The sequence below is a fragment of the Leifsonia shinshuensis genome, from assembly GCF_022606355.1.
GTDB classification, from domain to species: domain Bacteria; phylum Actinomycetota; class Actinomycetes; order Actinomycetales; family Microbacteriaceae; genus Leifsonia; species Leifsonia shinshuensis_B.
Map to the genome: position 1 here is coordinate 813,110 of NZ_JAHHZQ010000003.1, position 20,959 is coordinate 834,068.

The window sequence follows — 20,959 nt, forward strand, 5'->3', positions numbered from 1 at the left end:
TCGATTTGGTGACGATCCGACCAAGCGATAACGAGCGGCGATCCCGCTCGAGAACAGAGGCCGGCTGCCGGCCCTCGCCCTCGTGATCCCCGTGCGGGGGTCATCCTGGGACGGACGCGCGGAACACCCGACCGCGTCGCGGCGGCGCGCCCTGCCCGACTGATATCGTCGGGTCCACCCCGATTCGCACAGCTACCCGAGGCGCGCGTTTCACCCCGACCGATCCTCTGACCGAGGCAGGTCTCGGCGTGCGCCCTGATCAGGCATGACCAATGCGCACCTTGAGACACTCGCTCCAGCCGCTCCTCGGCGAATGGAACGTCGAGCCCGTGGGCTGGGCGTCGCGTTCCTTGCTCCGTTCGCTGCCGCGCACCGTGTTGACGATGGTGGCGGGGTGGCAGGTCGTGGTGATGGTCACGATCGTTCTCTCCGTGGGTACCGCGGCCTGGCCGCTGCTCGTCGCCCACGCAGCGCTTGCCGGATACGCGCTGATCGTCGAGCGCCGTCCTGGGCGGCTGCCCGTATGGCCGGTCGTCGCGGTGATGGCGGGGCTCGGCATGGCCGACTACGGGGTCAGTGGGGATCTCGGCTCCGCGCTGACCTTCGCCGCATGCTGGCAGATCGACTTCGCGACGTGCGCGGCCGGCCTGCTGCTGTTCTCCCGCTGGATCGTTCCCGCGGTCGTCGTCGGCGCCGGCACGATCAGTGTCCTCGTCCTGGTCCTGCTTCCGACGTGGGGGGTGCAGCTTCCCGTGGCCATCGTCGTGACGCAGACGGTCATCATCGTCGTGATGCGCCTCGGGCTCCCCCGCCTGCTCGGTGCGGCCAATCGCACCGACGAGGAGGAGGCCGCTGCTGCGCAGGCCCGTCGCCGAGTCGAAGTCACACGTCGGGTGAGCGCGCGGGTCGCGGAGGAGTCGCGCACCCTGCACGACACCGTGATCAACACGCTGGGAGCTATCGCGAACGGCGGCGCGAGCTTCGTCGATGTACAGCAGGTGCGCGAGCAATGCGCGCGCGACGCCACCGTTCTCGAGACGCTCCAGAGTCAGCGCGACGCCGCCTCGGACCTGCGGCCGGACCTCCGCGGGATCTTCTCCATCCCTGGTCTCCCCATCCACAGGCATGGCGTGGATGATCGCGCCATCAGCGGCCTGACCCGCCGGTTCCCGCCCGCCACAGTCTCCGGGATGGCAGCAGCGGCGCGGGAGGCGATCATCAACGCGAACAAGCACTCCGGAGCCGGGTCCATCGACGTCACGGTCCTCGCAGACGAGAACCGACTGCGGGTGGAGGTCCGGGACTCCGGTGTCGGATTCCTGAACACCGCCCCGGAGGGACACGGGCTCGCCGGCTCTGTGTTCGGACGAGGACGTGACCTCGGATTCGATTCGGAGGTCACCACCTCTCCCGGGATGGGGACGACGGTCACCCTCACCGCGAGGCCGGACCGCGCGGCCGGCGCGCTCGCGCCGGTGGAGGCGAGCCCCGAGGACGTGGAGGCCATCGTCATGGCGCTCAGCCGCCGGGCGGGACTTCTCTGGAGCGGCGGCGTGACCCTGGTCACTGTGGCTCTGACGCTCGCCGGCGGCACGAATCACTACGTCGCGCTCGTGCCCCTGATCGGGATCATGATCGCGGTCACTGCGACGTTCGCGCTGAAGCCGCCACGCCGCGTGCGATGGTGGTCGACGCTCGTGCTGACGGCCGCCACGATCGTCGTCTTCGCTCTCTCAGCGGCCGCGACCGCCTTCGGCACGGACGGCGCCGTCAACTGGCAGGCACTGGCGCCGCTGGGTCCGTTCGCCGTGCTGCTGTCGCTGCGTCCCCCGCGTCGCATGCTCGTCGTCGCTGCGAGCGCGTGCGTGGCCGCTGTGCTGACCCTCTCCGCTCTCGTTCTGCCCCATTCGCCCGTCGGCGCCGTCATCGTCGCCGTAGCCGCCTGCGTGGGCAGTGTCTTCGCTCTGATCTGGTCGCAGTTCCTGCGCAACGCCGCCGCTCTCGGCAGCGAAGGGGCGGCTGCGCAGCAGCGCTCCTTCCAGGCGCAGCTCGCGTCCGACACCGCGCAGGCCGCCCAGGACGCCCACCGCCGCTGGCTGAACGCGGGCCTCGATTCCGCTGCGGCGCTCCTCCGCGGGATCGCCGACGGACAAGAGGACGCGCGGGATCCTGCGGTCCGCGCACGCGCCGGGGACGAGGAGGGCTACTTGCGGCAGCTGTTGCTGATCAGCCCCGGACTCATCCACCTCGGCCCGGCGATCATGCCCACCCTCCGGTACGCGCACGATCGAGCCATCCCCCTGCGCCTCCGACTCGGAAGCCGGGACACCAGCGATGAGGCCACCGCGCACTCGATGTCCACGATCCTGATGCGCGCGCTGGAGGCGACGACGCCCGATCGGCCGTTCGCCGCATCGGTGTTCCCCGTGCATGACGGGCTGCAGCTGACGATGGTCGCCGATGGCGTTGACACCGCTCGCGATCCGTCGGCCGCGCGAACCGGGGCGGCCGGCGGGAGCGGTCGCATCCGGCAGATCACGTTCCCGCAGACCGGACCGCATCGCCGACCCGTGGAGGAGCCGAGATTCCCGTGAGTAGACATGACCACCGGGTGTACCGGGTCGCCATCATCGAAGATCACCTTCTGCAACGCCGACAGACTGAGCACCTGGTCGGAATGCAGGACGAGTTCGAGGTGGTCTTCAGCGGGGAATCCACCCCGGAGTTCCTCGCATGGTTCACCCGTGCCCCATCGAACCAGCGACCCCACCTGCTGGTGCTGGATCTGATGGTCGAACGACAGCCCAGCGTCGACGTCGGCGTCGTCCAAGCGCTCCTCGCCGCCGGACATCGTATCGTCGTGCTCTCCGCGCTGGCGTCTCCCCCGCTCGTGCGCCGAATCGCGGCGGCGGGAGTCAGCGCGATCGTCGGAAAACGCGACAGCGAGCAGGACATCCTCGACGCGCTGCGCGCGGCCGCGCGCGGCGAGGAATGGATGACGACCGAGCTCGCGACCGTCATCGCCGGCGACCCGAATCGCCCTCGGCTGAGCATCCAGGAGGAGCGCGCCCTCGTGCTCTACGCGACCGGGCTCTCCCTCGACGAGGTCGCGGCCGAGATGAACGTGCAGCCATACACGGCCAGGCAATACATCAATCGGGTCAAGGCCAAGTACACCGCTGCCGGCGTGCAGGCCCGAACCAGACTCGACCTCGGCCGGATCGCCTGGTCGGACGGTTACGTCGAACCGAGCCTCTGACCGCGGCCTCCGGAGTGGTGGCTCCGCTGTTGCAGGGCCGGCTCGAGACGCAGCGTGGCCACGGCTGGGCCGGACCCCCTCGGGAGCCGGCCCAGCGTGGTCGCTGCGTGAGGCCTGCGGCACGGCTCGTCAGGCGGCGCCTGCCTCAGACGTCGTTGCGAAGATCGGGTAGCGCGACACCGATGATCGAGGTGTCCATGATGACGACGAACTGGGCTGCGGCGATGAGTACGAGGCCGAGCCACCGCCGTGGATGGCGGCCTCGCGAGACAGCAGACATGCGTGTCCCTTGCTTGACGATCCGGGGATACCCGATAGGGGTACTATTTATACCCGTGGGGGGTATATGCTGTCAAGCGAGGTCGCCGGAGGTTGCAGGAATACCGCCTAGGGGTATTCTGTTCAGCGACAGAGATACCCTCGGAGGGTATCCGAGACTCGATGGAGGAACGATGGAGACGATCGACTATCAGGTGACCGGGATGACCTGCGAGCACTGCGAGCGCGCAGTGTCCACCGAGGTCGGGCAGGTGGCCGGAGTCGACGGCGTGACGGTTTCGGCACGCGACGGCGTCCTGCACGTCACCACCGGCACCGCAGTGGACGACGCCGCGGTGCTCGCCGCGGTCGACGAGGCCGGTTACGCCGCCGTCCGCAAGTAGAAGCCCGAACCCTTCCCACCACCGCAAGGAGCCCGACGTGTCAGCATCACCCACTCCCGCCCCCGGCGGATCGACCCTCGAACTCGAGGTCGGCGGGATGACCTGCGCGTCGTGCGCCATGCGGATCGAGAAGAAGCTCAACAGGCTCGACGGCGTCACGGCGACGGTGAACTACGCCACCGAGAAGGCACGCGTGTCGATCCCGGCCGGCATGGATGTCGCGTCGGTCATCGAAGAGGTCGAGAAGACCGGCTACACCGCCGCCCTACCCGCCGCCGAGCCGGCCGCAGCGGAGACCGGAACCGACCCGGAACTGGCCGGGTTGCGCAACAGGCTGATCGGCAGCGTGGCGCTGTCGGTCCCGGTCGTCGCGCTGGCGATGATCCCGGCTCTCCAGTTCACCTACTGGCAGTGGCTCTCGCTCGCTCTCGCCGCGCCGGTGGTCGTGTGGGGTGCATGGCCGTTCCACAAGGCCGCCTTCATCAACGCCCGCCACGGGGCGGCGACCATGGACACGCTCGTGTCGATCGGCACGCTGGCCGCTTTCGCGTGGTCGCTGTATGCGCTGTTCTTCGGCACGGCCGGGATGCCGGGTATGACGCACGGGTTCAGCTTCACCGTGGCTGCCTCCGACGGTGCGGGGAACATCTACCTGGAGGTCGCGTCCGGGGTGACCACGTTCGTCCTCGCGGGCCGCTACTTCGAGAAGCGCTCGAAGAGGCAGGCCGGCGCGGCGTTGCGAGCGCTGCTGGAGCTGGGCGCCAAGGATGTCGCGGTCCTGAGGGACGGGCAGGAGACGCGCATCCCGATCGCGAGCCTGCGGGTCGGCGACGAATTCGTCATCCGACCCGGCGAGAAGATCGCCACCGACGGTGTCGTCGTCGACGGCGCCAGCGCGATCGACATGTCCCTGCTGACCGGCGAGTCCGTGCCGGTCGAGGTCGCGGTGGGGGATGCGGTGTCCGGTGCCACCGTCAACGCCGGCGGCCGCCTGCTCGTGCGGGCGACCCGGGTCGGCAGCGACACCCAGCTGGCCCAGATGGCCAAGCTGGTCGAGGACGCCCAGTCCGGCAAGGCCGAGGTGCAACGCCTCGCCGATCGGATCTCCGGCATCTTCGTACCCATCGTGCTCGCCATCGCCATCGCCACCCTGGCAGCGTGGCTGATCACCGGCCACCCGGCTGCGGCTGCATTCACCGCCGCGGTCGCGGTGCTGATCATCGCCTGCCCCTGCGCGCTCGGCCTGGCCACGCCCACGGCCTTGCTGGTCGGGACGGGACGCGGCGCGCAGCTCGGCATCCTGATCAAGGGACCCGAAGTGCTGGAATCCACGCGCACCGTCGACACCATCGTGCTGGACAAGACCGGCACCGTCACCACCGGACGGATGACCCTGGTCGACGTCGTGACAGCCCCCGGAGTGGATGAGACTGCCCTGCTCCGAGTCGCCGGTGCGGTCGAGGCAGCGTCTGAGCACCCCATCGCTCGAGCGATCGCCGCAGCAGCGACCGAGAGGACCGGACCGCTGCCGGCCCCGGAGTCCTTCGCGAACATCGAGGGCCGCGGAGTGCAGGGCGTCGTCGACGGCCACCTGGCGCTCGCCGGCCGCGCATCGCTTCTCGAGGAGTGGTCCATCCCTCTCGACAGCACTCTGGCCGCCGCCGAGAACTCGGCGGAGGCCGCCGGCCGCACTGTCGTCAGTGTCGCCTGGGACGGCCAGGCCCGAGGACTGCTCGTCGTGGCGGACGCCATCAAGCCGACCAGCCGCGAAGCGGTGGCGGCCTTCACCCAGATCGGGCTCACCCCGATCCTGCTCACCGGAGACAACGCCACCGTCGCTCGCGAAGTCGCCGATGCCGTCGGCATCGAAACAGTGATCGCCGAAGTGCTCCCCCAGGACAAGGCGGAGACCATCCGGCGGCTTCAGGCCGAGGGCAAGACCGTGGCGATGGTCGGCGACGGTGTCAACGATGCCGCGGCCCTGGCCACGGCGGATCTCGGCCTCGCAATGGGCACGGGCACGGATGTTGCCATCGAGGCCGCCGACATCACCCTGGTTCGCGGCGACCTGCGGGCCGCAGCCGATGCGGTTCGCCTCGCTCGCCGCACCCTGGGCACCATCAAGACCAACCTGTTCTGGGCGTTCGCCTACAACGTCGCCGCGATCCCGTTGGCCGCCCTCGGCCTGCTCAACCCGATGATCGCCGGTGCCGCGATGGCGTTCTCCAGCGTCTTCGTCGTCAGCAACAGCCTCCGGCTCCGCGGCTTCCGCCCCCGCGGCACCACCACACCGACCGCCGACACCACCACCCGCGTCCTCGAGACCGCCTGACCACCCGCGAAAGGGAACACCACCATGAGCGACAGCTGCTGCAGCACCGACAGCAACCGCCACGACGCCGCCGCCGCTATGCCGGCCGGGAGCACCAACCTCCTCGGCGGCGCGGGCGCAGACGACCTCACCGAGTGCGTCGTGATGAAGGGCAGCGCCGTCAGCAAGTCCAAAGCCGAAGCGGCCGGTCTCTACCGCGACTACAACGGTGAGCGGTACTGGTTCTGCTGCGCCGGCTGCGCACCCCGCTTCGACGCCGACCCCGCGGCCTACGTCGCCGCATAACCGTCACCGCCCGGCACAGGCGGACTCCAGCACATCACCCAGGTGAAGGGCTCACACAATGACCGACAACCACGAGCACGACCACCACGCCGGGCACGACATGGATGGGCACACCGGTCACGACATGGCCGGGCACGCCGGCCACGACATGGCCGGGCACGCCGGACACGGTGGAACGGGCGGGCACGCCGGCCACGGCGACCACGTCGAGCAGTTCCGCCGCCTGTTCTGGATCATGCTGATCATCGCCGTCCCCGTAGTCGGCTTCTCTCCGATGTTCGCCATGATCCTGGGATACCCGCTGCCCGACGCGGCCTGGGTGGCGTGGATCTCACCCGTCCTCGGCACCGTCATGTACGTGTGGGGAGGCCGGCCCTTCCTCACCGGCGCCGTCAGCGAGCTGCGGGCACTCAAGCCCGGCATGATGCTGCTGATCGCGCTGGCGATCACGGTCGCCTTCCTGGCCTCGTGGGGCGCGAGCCTGGGCATCCTGGATCACGAGCTCGACTTCTGGTGGGAGCTCGCGCTCCTGATCGTGATCATGCTGCTCGGGCACTGGATCGAGATGCGTTCGCTGGCGCAGACCACCTCCGCGCTGGACTCCCTGGCCGCGCTGCTCCCCGATGAGGCGGAGCGGGTGGAGGGCGACAGCACCGTGCAGGTGGCGCCGGCCGACCTGCAGGTGGGCGATGTCGTCGTCGTGCGACCCGGGGGACGCATCCCCGCCGACGGGCGCGTCGTCTCCGGCTCGGCGAGCATGGACGAGTCGATGATCACCGGCGAATCCCGCACCGTCCGCCGCGACATCGGCGATGCCGTGGTGGCCGGCACCGTCGCCACCGACTCCGGCCTGCGCGTGCAGATCACCGCCGTCGGCGACGACACCGCCCTCGCCGGAATCCAGCGCCTGGTCAGCGACGCCCAGAACTCCTCCTCCCGGGCGCAGCGGATCGCGGACACCGCGGCCGGTTGGCTGTTCTGGTTCGCCCTCGGCGCGGCCGTCATCACCGCCGCGGTCTGGACGATGATCGGGCTACCCGACGAGGCCGTGGTGCGGACCATCACCGTTCTGGTGATCGCCTGCCCGCACGCGCTCGGCCTGGCCATCCCCTTGGTCGTCTCCATCGCCACCGAACGCGCTGCCCGCGGTGGCGTGCTGGTGAAGGACCGGCTGGCGCTGGAGAGCATGCGCACCGTCGACACGGTGCTCTTCGATAAGACCGGCACTCTGACCAAGGGCGAGCCCGTCGTGACCGCCGTCGAGACGACCGACGGCATCAGCTCGGATCAGCTGCTGGCTCTGGCAGCGGCGGCCGAGGCCGACTCCGAGCACCCGCTGGCCCGCGCGATCGTGAACGCCGCGGCCGCCCGCCACGTGGAGGTCATCCCGGCGACAGGGTTCGAGTCCTCGCCGGCCGTCGGGGTGTCGGCGACGGTCGACGGGCATCACGTCCAGGTCGGCGGCCCCAACCTTCTTCGGGAGGCCGGAGTTGACGAGCTCCGGGTCGCCGACGCGTGGCGCGAGGACGGTGCCATCATCCTGCATGTCCTCGTCGATGGGAGGGTGGCCGGTGCGCTCGAGCTCGCCGACGAGATCCGCGAAGAGTCGCACCAGGCTGTCGACGCCTTGCACGCCGTGAACGTGCAGGTCGTGATGATCACCGGCGACGCCGACGCCGTCGCCCGATCGGTCGCCGCAGAACTCGGGGTCGACCGGTACTTCGCCGGCGTCCACCCCGAGGACAAGTCCGCCAAGGTCAAAGAACTGCAGACAGAAGGCCGCAAAGTGGCGATGGTCGGCGACGGCGTGAACGACGCCCCCGCCCTCGCCCAGGCCGATGTCGGCATCGCCATCGGCGCCGGCACGGATGTCGCGATCGCCTCCGCAGGAGTCATCCTCGCCAGCGACGACCCCCGCTCCGTGCTCTCGGTGATCGAGCTCTCCCGAGCGAGCTACCGCAAGATGAAGCAGAACCTGTGGTGGGCAGCGGGTTACAACCTGATCTCCGTGCCGCTCGCCGCCGGGGTCCTCGCCCCTGTCGGCTTCGTCCTGCCGATGTCTGTCGGCGCCATCCTGATGTCGCTGTCCACCATCGTCGTCGCGCTCAACGCGCAGCTGCTGCGCCGACTGGACTTGCGGCCCGCGACCAGTGCCCGAGCCGCACTCGACCGATCCCGTACGCTGCCGGAGACCCCGAAACCCGCCACCCGCGTCTGACCATCCGTTGGAGCACTCGATGAACGACACCACGACCGCCACAGAGCACGAACACGAACACGGCTACATCACCGACAAAGCCGGCTACCTGCGCCGCCTCAGCCGCATCGAGGGGCAAGCCCGCGGAATCGCCCGCATGGTCGACGAGGAGCAGTACTGCATCGACATCCTCACCCAGATCTCGGCGTTGACCTCCGCGCTGAAGAGCGTCGCCCTCGGCCTGGTCGATGACCATCTCAAGCACTGCGTCGCCGACGCCGTGCTGCTGGACGGAGAGGAAGGGCAAGCCAAGATCCAGGAAGCCAGCGACGCCATCGCCCGGCTCGTGCGCTCGTAGGAGGACGAGCCGCCGGGTCAGCTGCCTGAACGATCCAGCTCGTCGCGCCGCTTGACGTAGTCCTCGTGATCGATCTCACCCCGGGCGTAGCGCTCGTCGAGGATCGCCCGGGCGGAGGAACGCGGCGGCACGGGGTTCGCTCCGCCCGACGGACCACGTCGGGTCAGTGTGACGACCAGCACGACAACGATCGCGATGATCAGCAACGGCACCAGCAGCCCGACGATCCACCACGCGCCGAAGCCGCCCATCATCCCGAACACGGCCGCCTCCTCTTCTGTCTCCTCCACTCAGCATTGCGTGTGGATACCGAAGAGGACCGGGCACTAAGTCCTGTCACTGTCGAACCCCCGGCGGGTATCCAGACTGCGCCGCTACGTCGTCTCCCGGAAGGAGGAGGAATGCTCGCCGACTGCATCTCGATGCCCACCCGCACCTGGCGCTGCGTATTCGTCCTCCTGATCGCCATCGCGGGCATCGTGACCGGGATCCTCGCCATGCACGTGGTCAGCACGCCCCTCAGCCGGCCGCATGAGTACGCCGCGAGTGACGCATCACCGTCCCTCTCGACGGCGCACACCGACCACGTGCACGTGACGGCTGTCGCAGCGCCGGCACCCCACGACGGCATGAGCAGTGGATGCACAGCCGGCGGCTGCGACCCGATGCACGACATGACCGCCATGGTCTGCACGCTCGCGCTCCTTGCGGCGACCATCCTCCTGATGGCTCCCGCACTCGGCCGGGCACTGCTCGGTCTCGGCTCGCGCGCCGCTCCCACGAATCGTGTCAGGATGGTGGCTCGCGCCGTCGTGCCACGGCCACCATCTCTTCTGGCTCTCTCCGTCGACCGCAGATGACGCACGCTGCACCCCGCACACGGCGGGGTGCTTCAGCCTGCCCACCATCCGCAGATTTCACACGACGAAAGAGACCACACAATGAACACCAAACTGATCGCGATCGCCTCCGGCGCCTTGCTGGCCGCGGCCGCACTGGCCGGCTGCACCGCCGGCTCCTCCGGGAACGACTCGGGCATGGGCAAGATGCCCGGAATGGACCACGGCGACTCGAGCACCGACACGGCGACCTCCGACCACAACCAGGCCGACGTCACCTTCGCCGAGGGCATGGTCCCCCACCACGGACAGGCCATCGAGATGTCCGACACCCTCCTGGCCAAACAGGGTGTTGACCCGCGGGTCACCGACCTCGCTCAGAAGATCAAGGCCGCCCAGCAGCCGGAGATCGACACCTTGAGGGGATGGTTGGGCACCTGGGGCCAGAAGACCGACAGGGGCGGGATGGACATGGGCGGTGACGGGATGATGTCGCAGCAGGACATGGACGCCCTGAAGAACGCCTCCGGCACCGACGCGTCGAAACTGTTCCTCGCCCAGATGATCCAGCACCACCAGGGTGCCATCACCATGGCCACGACGGAGATCGAGAAGGGGAAGGCGACCGACGCCGTCGCCCTGGCCACGAAGATCGCCGCGGCGCAGACCGCCGAGATCACCACGATGAAGGAGCTCCTCGCGAGCCTGTAACCTTCGGGGGTCCACCACACGCGGGCGCCGCACTCCCACCGCGCGCCGATCATCTCCTGCCCTGCTGCGCCTGTCAGTGCTGGGCCGAGATGGTCGGCGTGCGGGTCGAGGACGTCGATTTCGATCGCCGGGCGAGGGCAAGGGGGGCCGGGCGAGTTCGGCTTCGCCGACCAACGCGGCAGGTACCGGTCATCGCGAGCCCTCTGGTCGCTCACTCCCCACGCGATGCGACCTGGCCCCGTTCTCGCGCACTGCAGTTGTGGGAGCTTCCATAGGGGCTCGCTCGGTGCCCGGGCGACGGCTGATGCTCAGATATGGAGGCGGTCTCTGAACAGTGCGACGCTCCCCTCAGCGCATCACGCGTCGCCGCCGCGTCGGTCGTCAGTACCGTTGCGTTCCGCCTCGACAGCCCGGTGGATGTTGCCGTGGATGTGGTCCGCCCCCACGAGCTCGATGACACCGTCGCGTTCGAGAACAGCCCTCGGCAGCGGCTTGAGACGAGTGAATCGGAGGTGTACCCCGGCGTCGCGGGTCAGAGTCACGATGTCGGCCACGGTCGCCGCGCCCTGGGCGTCGATGAAGTTCACTCCGCCGCAGTCGAGGACGATCGCGGTCAGGCCCGGCTTCGCCTGGATGACGTCCCGCAGGTGGTCTTCCAGGGCGTCCGCGGTGGCGAAGAACAGACCGGCGTCGAACCGCACCACCGCGACGTCAGGCAGTACCTCGTCCCCCGGGTTGGACTCGACCTCACGGAACACCTGGGTCCCCCGCTCGCGGCCGAGGGTCGGCATCTCCGGGTGTGTGGCCACCGCGACCAGCCACACGAGGGAAAGCCCGATCCCGATGATCACACCGGCGAGCACGCCGAATACCAGGGTCGCGAGGAGTGCGACGATCGCGATCCAGAAGTCGACCTTCTTCACGCGGAACAGCCGCCGCATCTCCGGAACGTCCATCATGCCGCTGACCACGGCCTCGATGATCAGCGCCCCGAGGACCGCCTTGGGCAGGATCGAGAACAGCGGCGCCAAGATCAGCAGGGTGAGCAGCACTGTGACGCCCGAGGTGAGGGAGGCCAGCCCTGTCCTGGCGCCCGAGCGGTCGTTCAGCGAGCTCGCCGACAGACTCGTGGAGACCGGCATCCCCTGGAAGAGCCCGGCACCGATGTTCGCGGCGGACTGGGCGACCGACTCTTGGTTGATGTCGATCCGATAGCGGTGCTTGGCCGCGAAGGTGCGCGCGTCGCCCGCGGTCTGGGAGAAGCCGATCATCACCAACGCCACAGCGGCCAGCGCGACAGTTCCCGCGTGCTCCCACAGCAGCTGCCCGTCCGGGAGCTTCGGCAGCGGCAGTCCCCGCGGCACTTCCCCCACCACCGCGACGCCCTTGGCCTCCAGGCCGAGCAGCGCCGAAGCCAGCAGGCCGCCCACGACGAGCACGAGGGCGCCAGGGACCCGCGGAGCGATCACCCGCAGCCCGAAGACGACGACGAGTGAGACGGCCCCGACCAGCACGGTCGTCCGGTGCGCCTCATTCAGCGTCCCGAACCACGACCACAGCTCTTGGATCGGGTTGGCGCCGCTGGTCTCGGTTCCGGTGAGCTTGGGCAGTTCCCCGATCACGACGTCGATCGCCGCGCCGAAGAGGAAGCCCGTGACCACGGCTCGCGAGAGGAACTGCGCGATCCAGCCCATCCGGAAGACGGCGAGCAGCAGGAACACGATGCCGGAGGCGAGCGTGATGCCCGCCACGAAGGACGCGACATCCTGCTCGCCGGTGATGCTCGCCGCGAGCACCGCACTGGCCGCTACGGCCGCGAGACCCGAGCTGGGGCCCATCGAGATCTGCCGGCTGGTCCCGAAGATCGCGTAGAGGATCGCGCCGGCGGCGGCCGCGTAGAGGCCGTTCTGCAGAGGGACACCCGCGATGCCGGCGTACCCCAGGTTCTTCGGGACGATGAGGGCCGCGACGGTGACCCCGGCGATCACGTCGCCGCGAAGCCACGCGCGCCGATAGGAACGGAGCTGGCCGACGAGCGGGACCAGGCCCGGACGGTCACCCCGAGCCCTGGGCATTCTCTCGTATTACCGCAATGCCGAGTAGTGGAACAAGGTACCGCGTCACCGTCGAAGTCGCCGCAGATCCCATCGGCTCGGTGAGCGAGATGAACGAACCACGCTCCACCCTCGGCCTGAGGACGGCTCGCGGCTATGCCGCCGCCCCGAGCGCCTTGGCTTTGAGCGCCTCGAACTCCGCAGGCGTGATCGCGCCGCTGTCGAGGAGCTGCTTGCCCGCCTCTATCTCGGCCGCGGGAGAACCACTGCCCGCAACGGAGCGGATGTAGTCCTCCGACTGCACCTGAGCCTGCCTCGCGCCGGCCATGCTGCGCTGTGCCATCCTTCCGCCGCGGGCGATCAGATAGATGAAGGCTGCCAGGAAGGGGAAGACGACGAGGAACAGCACCCACAAGGCCTTCGCCCACCCGTTGAGCTCGGGATCACGGAAGAGATCGATGAAGACACGGATGAAGATCGAGATGCAGACGACCACGAGGTAGAACCAGAACGACCAGACGAGAAAATCCCAGAAAGTCATTGCGACGGCGCTCCTTCCGCGAGGCGGGGATCGCTTCGCGTGCCCGCAACGTACGACCATGGGCAACCCAGTGGCTATACCCGAATCGAGCGCGGATCCGCCCTACAGCCAAGACTCGGTCGGCCGCTGCATCCGTGCCTATCCGTTCTTGACCCGGTCAGCATCCGCAGTGGTGCGGATGGGGAAAGCGAGCACCCCGCTTCACGCTAGCGGCTTCGCCGCAAGCCGGTGAAGGCCACCGCCACGCCCGCCGCGACGATGATCGCAAGTCCGGTCGCCATTGCCTGGGAATCTGCAACTCCGGCGATCCGTGTGGAGAGCAGCAGTCCGCACACGGAGGTGAACACGGTGTTGCTGAGCAGTTGAACGACGCTGATGCCCGCAGACGCTTGTGCGGATTCCCCCTCGTCGCGGCCGGTCGACATCGCCGCCACGGCCAAGTGCGGGAACGCCAATCCCACGCCGGCGCCGATCGCCACCAGCGACGGGAGCCACCACAACATCCCGAGTCCGCTCGTCGGTGGCGTGACGGCCAGAGCGACGAAACCGGCGAGGGTCACCACCGGCCCCACGGTGCGCAAAGTGCGCTTGGCGCGCTCGCTCGCGACGGAAGCGCTCAGGAACTGGGCTGTCGTCCAGCCGACGGAGGGAACGGCTCCGAGATACCCTGCCGCGAACGGCGCCAGGCCGCCGAGGGTCTGACCGAAGAGCGGTAGGAACGCCTCGATCATCACCGATCCGGCCAGTACGGCGACGAGGAGGTAGATCCAGCGCAGATCGGACCCGCGCAGATACGTCGCGCGCGGCAGGAGGCTCGTCTTCGAGCGGGCATCCACGATGATGAACATCCCGAGCAGGACAACGCTCGCGGCGAACCAGCCCAGTCGTGCCGGCCCGTCGAAGAGGGCTGCGGCGCTGAAGCCGGTTACGGCCAGCAGGACGATCAGGAGCGAGGGGACCGCGATCGAGCCGCGGTGGCCGCCTCCAGCGCTCCGGCCACCACCGGCGGTCTTCACAGACCTCTGTGCCTGGAGAGCCAGCCCCAGGGCGATACCCGCCAGAAGAACGAACGGCAGGCGCCACACGTCGGCCGTACCGAAGAGACCGCCGACCGCCGGCCCCGCGATGCCGCCGACTCCCCACATGGCGGAGACAAGGGCGGTGGCTCTCCCCCAGAGCTCCGCGGGAAGCGTGACGCTCACAGCCACATACGCGAGAGCCGAGAGCAATCCGCCACCGAATCCCTCGGCCGCCCGACCGGCCACGATGACCTCCATCGTCGGCGACACGGCGATGAGGACGGACCCCGCGGCGAAGACGAGGAAGCCGAGCAGGTACGACGCACGGATGCCGAACCGCGAAGCCAACGCGCTCGCGCCGGCGGAGCCGACGATGGACGCGGCGAGGAACGCGGTGTTCACCCACGCGTACAGGCGGTCTCCGTGCAGCTGTTCGGTCATCGCGGGCAGCACCGCACCGGTGATGTAGGTCGTGATCGCGTAGAGCGCGATGCTGCCGCTGAGGACGATGACGATGCGTCCGTTCGCGCCCGTGAAGAGCGCCCGCCAAGAAGCAGCGGCGGTTGTCTGGGTGGTCATGTCTGTCAGCGTAGGATCTCAACTATGGTTGAGATCAAACGGCCCAAGCCGACGGACCTTCTCACCATCGGGGAGGTCGTCCGGCGAACCGGAGTCAGCGCCTCCGCGCTGCATTTCTACGAACGCAAGGGCCTCATCCACACCCAGCGGACGCCGGGCGGCACCCGCCTGTACCCGCGGCACATGGAACGTCGGATCGCGATCATCCAAGTGGCCAAGCGGCTCGGAATCCCGCTCAGCGAGGTAGCGGATCAGTTCGAGTCCCTCCCCCGCGACCGGATGCCGTCACTCCGCGACTGGAACCGCCTCAACGAGCACTGGCGCGCCAAGCTCACCGCCCGTCAGCGCGAGCTGGAACGCCTGCAGAGCGAGATGAGCCAGTGCATCGGTTGCGGGTGCGTCTCCCTCAGCGTGTGCCTCGTCATGAATCCCGGCGACGTCCTCGGGCAGGACGGCCAAGGCGCCAGGCGCCTGCCGCCGTTCGTGGAGGAAGCGGGATAGCTCCAGGACGTGGGATGCACAGTCGAGCAGACGTCCGTGCCGCGTGCTCGATCGCCTCGTCCGTCCGTCAGCGCACAGCGCCCACGGAGGAGGGAAGCTCCGTGGTGACCGAGACCGGCCCCCCGCTCAGCCGCTGGTCCTCACGGCCGGGCAGCCGCAGAATGCCGTCGACGTCGTCGGGGAGCTCGGCGTGCACCGTCAGGAGGTCGCCGTCGAGGCTCCAGCGCACCGACACCCGGCCGTGCCGGGTGTCCAGCGACGTCGCCGCGTCGGTCAGGCCTCCACCCGGCTGCGGGGCGACGAGCACCGACGCGTAGCCCGGCTTCAGCGGCGCGAGGCCGCCGACGACCCGGTGCATCCAGTCCGCCACCGCACCGAGGGCGTAGTGGTTGAAGGACGTCATCTCCCCCCGGTTGATGGTGCCGTCCGGCAGCATCGAGTCCCAGCGCTCCCACACCGTGGTCGCGCCCATCGTGACGGGGTAGAGCCAGGACGGGCACTCCTTCTCCAGCAGCAGCCGGTAGGCGACATCCGTGTGACCGGTCCGGCTGAGCGCGTCCGCGATGAACGGGGTGCCGGCGAAGCCGGTCGAGATGCGGTAGCCCGCCTCGGCCGCGAGCCCGGCCAGCCGGTCGCCCGCGAACTCCTCGTCGACCTCGTCCAGCAGCCCGAACACGATCGCCAGCGAGTACACCGTGGTGCAGTCGCTCAGCACGACGCCGTCCGAGACGTACTCGCGGTTGAAGGCGGCGCGGAGGCCGGCGGCGTGGGCCTCGAACTCCGCGTGCTCCGCCGGGCGGCCGAGCAGTGCAGCGGTGTCGGCCAGAATCCGCGCCGACCGGTAGGCGCACGCGGTCGCGACGACGCCCGTGTCCGCCTTCGCCTTCGCCGGGTCCTCCGGCGGCGCGTCCGGGTCGAGCCAGTCGCCGAGCTGGAAGCTGCCGTCCCACACCCCGGCCGGCGAGAGCAGCGACTTCACCCTGCGCACGTGCGAGGCCATCGAGTCGAACTGACGCTCCAGCACCGCGGTGTCGCCGTACGCCTCGTACAGGTCCCACGGCACCCAGACGGCCGTGTCGCTCCACAGCGCGGTCGCGTCCGGCTCGCCGAAGGACTCCGGGTGCGGCATGTACTTGAGCACGTCCGGGATGACGAAGCCGACGATCCCGTCGTTGTGCCGCTGCTCCAGGTCGAGGTCGACCAGCCAGTCCGAGAGGAACGCCTCGACGTCGTACAGGTAGGCCGCGGTCGGCGCGAACGCGGCGATGTCGCCGGTCCAGCCCAGGCGCTCATCGCGCTGCGGGCAGTCGGTGGGGACGTCCACGAAGTTGCCGCGCATCCCCCACACCACGTTCTCGTGGAACCGGTTCAGCAGCGGGTCGGAGCTGCTGAACTCGCCGATGCGGGTCAGCTCGGAGCCGATCGCGATCGCGGTGAGGTCCTCGGCTCTCAGTTCGCCCGGCCACCCGGTGATCTCGGCGTAGCGGAAGCCGTGGAAGGTGAACGTCGGCTCGAACTCGTCCACGCCTCCCGAGAGGATGTAGCGGTCGGTCGCCTGCGCGCTGCGGAGCGGTCGCACGCCGAGCTCGCCGTGCTCCAGCACCTCCGCGTGCCGGACGGTGACCTCCGTGCCGGCCGGTCCCTGCACGCGCACCGTGATCCAGCCGACCAGGTTCTGCCCGAAGTCGACCAGGGTCCTACCCGACGGCGAGGTGCTGATCTCCCGCACGGGGAGGGCTGCCCAGCGCTTCACGGACGGCCCGATGTAGGGCTCCAGCGTGGCGGTGTCGAAGTCGATCGCGTGCGTGCCGGTCCAGCCGTCGCCGGCGAAGCCCGGCAGCTTCCAGGCGTCGTCGCGCAGGCGGGCGTCGATGGTCTCACCGTCGTACAGGTCGTTCGCGAGCACCGCGCTCGGGCCGCTCATCCACGCGTCGTCGGTGACGATCAGCTGCGAGCTGCCGTCGGCGAACTCCACCTCCAGTTGCGCGAACGCACCCTGCTCGTCCCCGTACCAGGCGGACCCTCCCGTCCAGCCGAGGCGGCCGCCGAACCAGCCCTTCCCGAGGGCGAGGCCGATCACGGTCGTCTCCTCCACCAGCGCCGTCACGTCGTAGGTCGCGTAACGGAGGCGCCACTCGTAGCTGCTCCAACCGGGAGTGAGGAGGTCGTCGGAGACGGGACGGCCGTTCAGCCAGGCCTCCACCACCCCCTGGGCGGTGAGGGTGATGGTCGCACGGACGACGGCGCCGTGGCCGCACTCCAGTGCGAACTCCCTGCGCAGCAGCGGGGCTCCGTCGAAGGCTCGGTCGGCGGCGATCATCCGGGCGTGCCACGTCATGTTCTCGCGTCTTTCGGTTCGGTGTTCGGTGTTCGGTCTCGGTTGTCATGGGGCCCGGGGGCCGAGCCCATCATCGCGCCGCTGGTCATGCCGACGGGAGGCCCCCGGTCCCAGTCAGCTCGCGACGGGCTCCGCCGCGAGGGCGGACCATTCCGGCGAGAGGGCCGGCTGCACCTCGGGCCGGCTCGCGATCACGACGGGTGAGCTCGCCTCCCCCGCCTCGATCGTCGAGACCATGGCATCGAGCACGTGGTAGGCGAGCTCACCCGTCGCGCGCTCGGCTCGGCCCTCCCGGAGCGCTTCGGCGAGCTCGGCGACGCCCGTCCCTCGCGTGGTGGTCGACCCGACCGCCGCGATCGAACGCGGTTCGCCGCCGTCGGTGTGGAGCAGCAGCTCGCCGTCGAAGCCGTTGACGTCGGGGACGACCAGCGTGCCCTCGCTGCCGGAGATCTCGAAGCGGGTGCGCTGCAGGTGGGAGTCGAAGCTGAAGATGCTCTGCGCGCTCGTGCCGTTCACGAATCGGTAGCCGGCGCCGACATACGTCGGTACGGTGACGGCGAAGGTCTCCCCCGCGCGCGGGCCGGAGCCGATCGTGCGCGTCCGGCGGGCGGCGCCCAGAACGGCGTCGACCGAGGCGAGCGGGCCGAGCAACTGCACCAGGGCCGTCAGGTAGTACGGCCCGACGTCGAAGAGCGGTCCGGCGCCGTCCTGGAACAGGAAGTCGGGGTTCGGATGCCAGCTCTCCGGCCCGGGCGACTGCAGCAGCGTGAGTGCCGACTGCGGCACTCCGATCGCTCCCGATTCGATGAGGCGGCGCGCGGTCTGCACGCCCGCTCCGAGGAAGGTGTCCGGCGCCGCAGCGACGCGCAGCCCGGCACCGGCGGCGGCGTCCAGGAGCAGGCGCGCACTCGCGCGGTCGAGCCCGAGCGGCTTCTCGCTCCAGACGTGCTTGCCCGCGGCGATCGCCTGCAGCCCGACCTCCACGTGCACCTGCGGCAGCGTCAGGTTGACGACGATCTCCACGTCGTCGTCCGCGAGGAGGCGCTCGACCGAGCCAGAGCCGGGGATGCCGAAGGCGGCGGCGCGGGCGGCCGCGCGACCCTCGTCGAGGTCGGCGACGAAGCGGACGTCGACTCCGGGGAAACGGGTGAGGTTGCCGAGGTATTCGGCGCTGATGACGCCGGCTCCGATCAGGCCGACGCCGACGGGACGGTGCGCGCTCATGCGGTCACCGCCCCGGTGAGGAACGCGTAGCTGTCCGCGATCACCTGGAAGCGGTCGGAGCGGGAGTCGTCGACCTCCACGACGTGCAGCGCGTCCGGCGCCGCCGCGAGGATGTCGGCGATCGGCAGCGAACCGGATCCGACGGCGACCTGGTCGATCTCGGCATCCGTCGCCGGGCCGTCCTTGACGTGGATCGCCGTGACGCGGTCTCCGAGCGTGTGCAGCAGTGCGACGGGGTCGACGCCGCCGACCGCCGCCCAGTAGGTGTCGAGCTCGATCGCGACCTCGTCGCCGACGTGGTCGGCGAACACCTCGAGAGCCGTCCGGCCGCCGATGCGGGAACGGATCTCGTGGGCGTGGTTGTGGTAGGCCAGGGCGACGCCGTGCTCGCGGGCGATAGCGGCGGCGGCGCGGAACTCCGCTGCGACGGCGGCCACCTCTTCCTCGGTCGTCCAGCGGTCCTCCGGGACGTACGGGTCGATGACCGTGCCGATGCCGAGCTGGGCCGCGACGCGGAAGATCTGCTCCTGGTCACGCCCGAGCACGAGGTTGTGCGCGGTCGGCACCGCCAGCCCGGCGGCGGCGATCGCATCGCCGAGGCCCGGCCAGGTGGCGAAGTCGTACGCCTCGACGAGCTCGAAGCCGATCCCGCGCACGCGGGCGAGCGCTCCTGGCAGGTCCTCGGCCAGCGCCTCCCGGATGGAGTACAGCTGGACGGACAGGGGTGATGGTGACACGGTTCTCCTCAGGTCGGGGTGTCGGTTGCGGGGGTCGTGAGCGCGGCGAACGCAGTGCCGACGGCCGATCCGCCGTCGCGTGCGAGGCGGACGAACCGGGCGGCCATGAGGCGGTGTCCGGCGTCGTCGGGGTGCAGGTCGTCTGGCAGCCGGTCGACGTCGTCCGGGCCGAGGAGGAGCCGGCCGTCGAGCAGGTGGAGGCACGGGTCACCCTGCTGTCGCGACGAGACTCCGGCGGCGATCAGCTCCCGGATGCGGCCGAGGGTGAGCGTGCCGTCCTCGGGGGTCCAGGCGCGGGGGGTCCCGGCGACCTTGCCGGGGGCGACTTCGCGGGTGGGGCCGGGCAGGTCCTCGTGCGACGGCGACGTGATCGGGGTGATCACGAGGATCGGTGTCGCCGGGTGGGCCTCGCGGATGATGTCGAGGTAGTTGTGCAGTGCGGGCAGCAGGGTGCGGCGACGCATCCCGTCGATGTTGACGATGTTGATGCCGAGCTTCAGGGTGATCACGTCGGCCCGCTCGGCGGCGATCGTGCGTGCCAGGAACGGATCGAGCAGGGCATTGCCCGAGAACCCGAGGTCGGTCAGCTCGAGGCCGAGCTCGGTCGCGGCGCGCTGCGCCCACGGTCCGCGCGGTCCGTCCGCCTCGCCACCGTGACTGATCGAGCTGCCGTGGTGCAGCCACAGCGGGGCGGTGGAGGCGGAGGCCGCGACGAGCGGGGCGTCGGCGCGGGCACCGCGCACGACGACCTCCGCCGTGTGCGGCAGCCAGAGGGTGACAGGGCGCTCGGTGCGGCCGTCGCCGCCGAGCGTCCAGCGCAGTGTCGAGACGTCGCCCTCCTCGCGGCGGACGTCGCCGGAGGGATCGCCGTGGATGAGCGTCCCCTCGGTCAGGTCGATCCGCTCGGTCGTGCCGTCGTGGTCGAGCTCGAACGCGGCCGGGCGCTGCTCGTGGCCCGCGGGGGCGGCGATCCGCGCGACCGCGACCTCCACCTCGAGCCGGGTGGCGGCCGTCGTCAGGGCCAATCGCACACCGAGTGTCTGGTCGGCCATGAGCTGGATGGCGGGGCCGGCCTGGTGAGCACGGGTCCAGCCCGGGAGCCTGCGCGGGGCGAAGCCGCCGTCGCGCTCCGTCAGCTCGATGGCACCGCGGACGCTCGCGGCGAGCACCTCCAGCCCCGTGGGCGAAAGCGCGTCCGTCGTCTCGGTGGTGATCACGTGGTCCTTTCGGTGGAATCGGTCGGTCGGCGGGGGGGGGGGCCGGGGGGGGGGGGGGCGCCCCCCCGGGGGGCCGGGGGGGGGGGGGGGGGGGGGGGGGGGGGGC

General features: G+C 70.0%; 20 protein-coding genes. 10 read left to right on the forward strand and 10 right to left on the reverse strand.

What is annotated here, in order from left to right; all coding sequences use genetic code 11:
* Positions 1-259: 259 nt before the first annotated feature.
* Positions 260-418 (reverse strand): hypothetical protein, encoded by a 159-nt coding sequence (locus KNO15_RS15330; RefSeq protein WP_241704642.1) that lies wholly within the window; start codon positions 416-418, stop codon positions 260-262.
* Between KNO15_RS15330 and KNO15_RS15335 the strand changes: the two genes are divergently transcribed.
* Positions 411-2,594 (forward strand): sensor histidine kinase, encoded by a 2,184-nt coding sequence (locus tag KNO15_RS15335; protein ID WP_241704643.1) that lies wholly within the window; start codon positions 411-413, stop codon positions 2,592-2,594. The genes KNO15_RS15330 and KNO15_RS15335 overlap by 8 nt on opposite strands.
* Complete coding sequence (locus tag KNO15_RS15340) at positions 2,591-3,259, forward strand: hypothetical protein (protein WP_241704644.1); 669 nt, start codon at positions 2,591-2,593, stop codon at positions 3,257-3,259. The genes KNO15_RS15335 and KNO15_RS15340 overlap by 4 nt, the downstream gene beginning before the upstream one ends.
* Before the next feature lie 145 nt (positions 3,260-3,404).
* Here the strand turns inward: KNO15_RS15340 and KNO15_RS23160 are convergent, their stop codons facing one another.
* The gene (locus KNO15_RS23160; protein ID WP_278046541.1) at positions 3,405-3,539 is read right to left on the reverse strand and encodes a hypothetical protein; all 135 of its coding nucleotides are present in this window, start codon (positions 3,537-3,539) and stop codon (positions 3,405-3,407) included.
* Between the two features lie 172 nt (positions 3,540-3,711).
* Here KNO15_RS23160 and KNO15_RS15345 point away from each other — a divergent pair, with 172 nt between their 5' ends.
* From KNO15_RS15345 to KNO15_RS15365, 5 genes are read left to right on the forward strand one after another with little or no spacing between them, the layout of a single operon-like run.
* Complete coding sequence (locus KNO15_RS15345; RefSeq protein ID WP_241704645.1) at positions 3,712-3,921, forward strand: heavy-metal-associated domain-containing protein; 210 nt, start codon at positions 3,712-3,714, stop codon at positions 3,919-3,921.
* 37 nt (positions 3,922-3,958) lie between these two features.
* Positions 3,959-6,253, forward strand: coding sequence for a heavy metal translocating P-type ATPase (locus tag KNO15_RS15350; RefSeq protein ID WP_374113175.1), 2,295 nt, complete (start codon positions 3,959-3,961; stop codon positions 6,251-6,253).
* Positions 6,254-6,277: 24 nt separating this feature from the next.
* Complete coding sequence (locus tag KNO15_RS15355) at positions 6,278-6,538, forward strand: YHS domain-containing protein (RefSeq protein ID WP_374113176.1); 261 nt, start codon at positions 6,278-6,280, stop codon at positions 6,536-6,538.
* A gap of 58 nt (positions 6,539-6,596) precedes the next feature.
* A complete protein-coding gene (locus tag KNO15_RS15360; protein ID WP_374113177.1) occupies positions 6,597-8,756 on the forward strand; it encodes a heavy metal translocating P-type ATPase in 2,160 nt (719 codons plus the stop codon).
* Between the two features lie 19 nt (positions 8,757-8,775).
* Entirely contained in the window at positions 8,776-9,093 is a 318-nt protein-coding gene (locus KNO15_RS15365; RefSeq protein WP_241704646.1) for a metal-sensitive transcriptional regulator, read from the forward strand.
* Positions 9,094-9,110: 17 nt separating this feature from the next.
* Here KNO15_RS15365 and KNO15_RS15370 read toward each other — a convergent pair whose 3' ends face one another.
* Positions 9,111-9,383, reverse strand: a complete 273-nt coding sequence (locus KNO15_RS15370) for an SHOCT domain-containing protein (protein ID WP_241704647.1) — start codon at positions 9,381-9,383, stop codon at positions 9,111-9,113.
* 111 nt (positions 9,384-9,494) lie between these two features.
* Here KNO15_RS15370 and KNO15_RS15375 point away from each other — a divergent pair, with 111 nt between their 5' ends.
* Both KNO15_RS15375 and KNO15_RS15380 read left to right on the forward strand, forming a co-directional pair.
* Positions 9,495-9,953, forward strand: coding sequence for a DUF6153 family protein (locus tag KNO15_RS15375; protein WP_241704648.1), 459 nt, complete (start codon positions 9,495-9,497; stop codon positions 9,951-9,953).
* An 81-nt stretch (positions 9,954-10,034) separates the two neighbouring features.
* Complete coding sequence (locus KNO15_RS15380; protein ID WP_241704649.1) at positions 10,035-10,643, forward strand: DUF305 domain-containing protein; 609 nt, start codon at positions 10,035-10,037, stop codon at positions 10,641-10,643.
* A gap of 356 nt (positions 10,644-10,999) precedes the next feature.
* Here KNO15_RS15380 and KNO15_RS15385 read toward each other — a convergent pair whose 3' ends face one another.
* From KNO15_RS15385 to KNO15_RS15395, 3 genes are all read right to left on the reverse strand, one after another.
* On the reverse strand, positions 11,000-12,718 hold the full coding sequence (locus KNO15_RS15385) for a SulP family inorganic anion transporter (protein WP_241704650.1): 1,719 nt from the start codon (positions 12,716-12,718) through the stop codon (positions 11,000-11,002).
* 133 nt (positions 12,719-12,851) lie between these two features.
* Complete coding sequence (locus KNO15_RS15390) at positions 12,852-13,238, reverse strand: SHOCT domain-containing protein (protein WP_241704651.1); 387 nt, start codon at positions 13,236-13,238, stop codon at positions 12,852-12,854.
* 206 nt (positions 13,239-13,444) lie between these two features.
* Positions 13,445-14,836 (reverse strand): MFS transporter, encoded by a 1,392-nt coding sequence (locus KNO15_RS15395; RefSeq protein WP_241704652.1) that lies wholly within the window; start codon positions 14,834-14,836, stop codon positions 13,445-13,447.
* Between the two features lie 24 nt (positions 14,837-14,860).
* Here KNO15_RS15395 and soxR point away from each other — a divergent pair, with 24 nt between their 5' ends.
* Entirely contained in the window at positions 14,861-15,337 is a 477-nt protein-coding gene (gene soxR, locus KNO15_RS15400) for a redox-sensitive transcriptional activator SoxR (RefSeq protein ID WP_241704653.1), read from the forward strand.
* Between the two features lie 67 nt (positions 15,338-15,404).
* Here soxR and KNO15_RS15405 read toward each other — a convergent pair whose 3' ends face one another.
* The 4 genes from KNO15_RS15405 to KNO15_RS15420 all read right to left on the reverse strand — a co-directional run bounded on the left by KNO15_RS15405 (position 15,405) and on the right by KNO15_RS15420 (position 20,853).
* A complete protein-coding gene (locus tag KNO15_RS15405) occupies positions 15,405-17,675 on the reverse strand; it encodes an alpha-L-rhamnosidase (protein ID WP_241704654.1) in 2,271 nt (756 codons plus the stop codon).
* A 114-nt stretch (positions 17,676-17,789) separates the two neighbouring features.
* Entirely contained in the window at positions 17,790-18,899 is a 1,110-nt protein-coding gene (locus tag KNO15_RS15410) for a Gfo/Idh/MocA family protein (protein ID WP_241704655.1), read from the reverse strand.
* Entirely contained in the window at positions 18,896-19,636 is a 741-nt protein-coding gene (locus KNO15_RS15415; RefSeq protein ID WP_241704656.1) for a sugar phosphate isomerase/epimerase family protein, read from the reverse strand. The genes KNO15_RS15410 and KNO15_RS15415 overlap by 4 nt, the downstream gene beginning before the upstream one ends.
* A gap of 8 nt (positions 19,637-19,644) precedes the next feature.
* Positions 19,645-20,853 (reverse strand): GDSL-type esterase/lipase family protein, encoded by a 1,209-nt coding sequence (locus KNO15_RS15420; RefSeq protein ID WP_241704657.1) that lies wholly within the window; start codon positions 20,851-20,853, stop codon positions 19,645-19,647.
* Between the last annotated feature and the right edge of the window lie 106 nt (positions 20,854-20,959).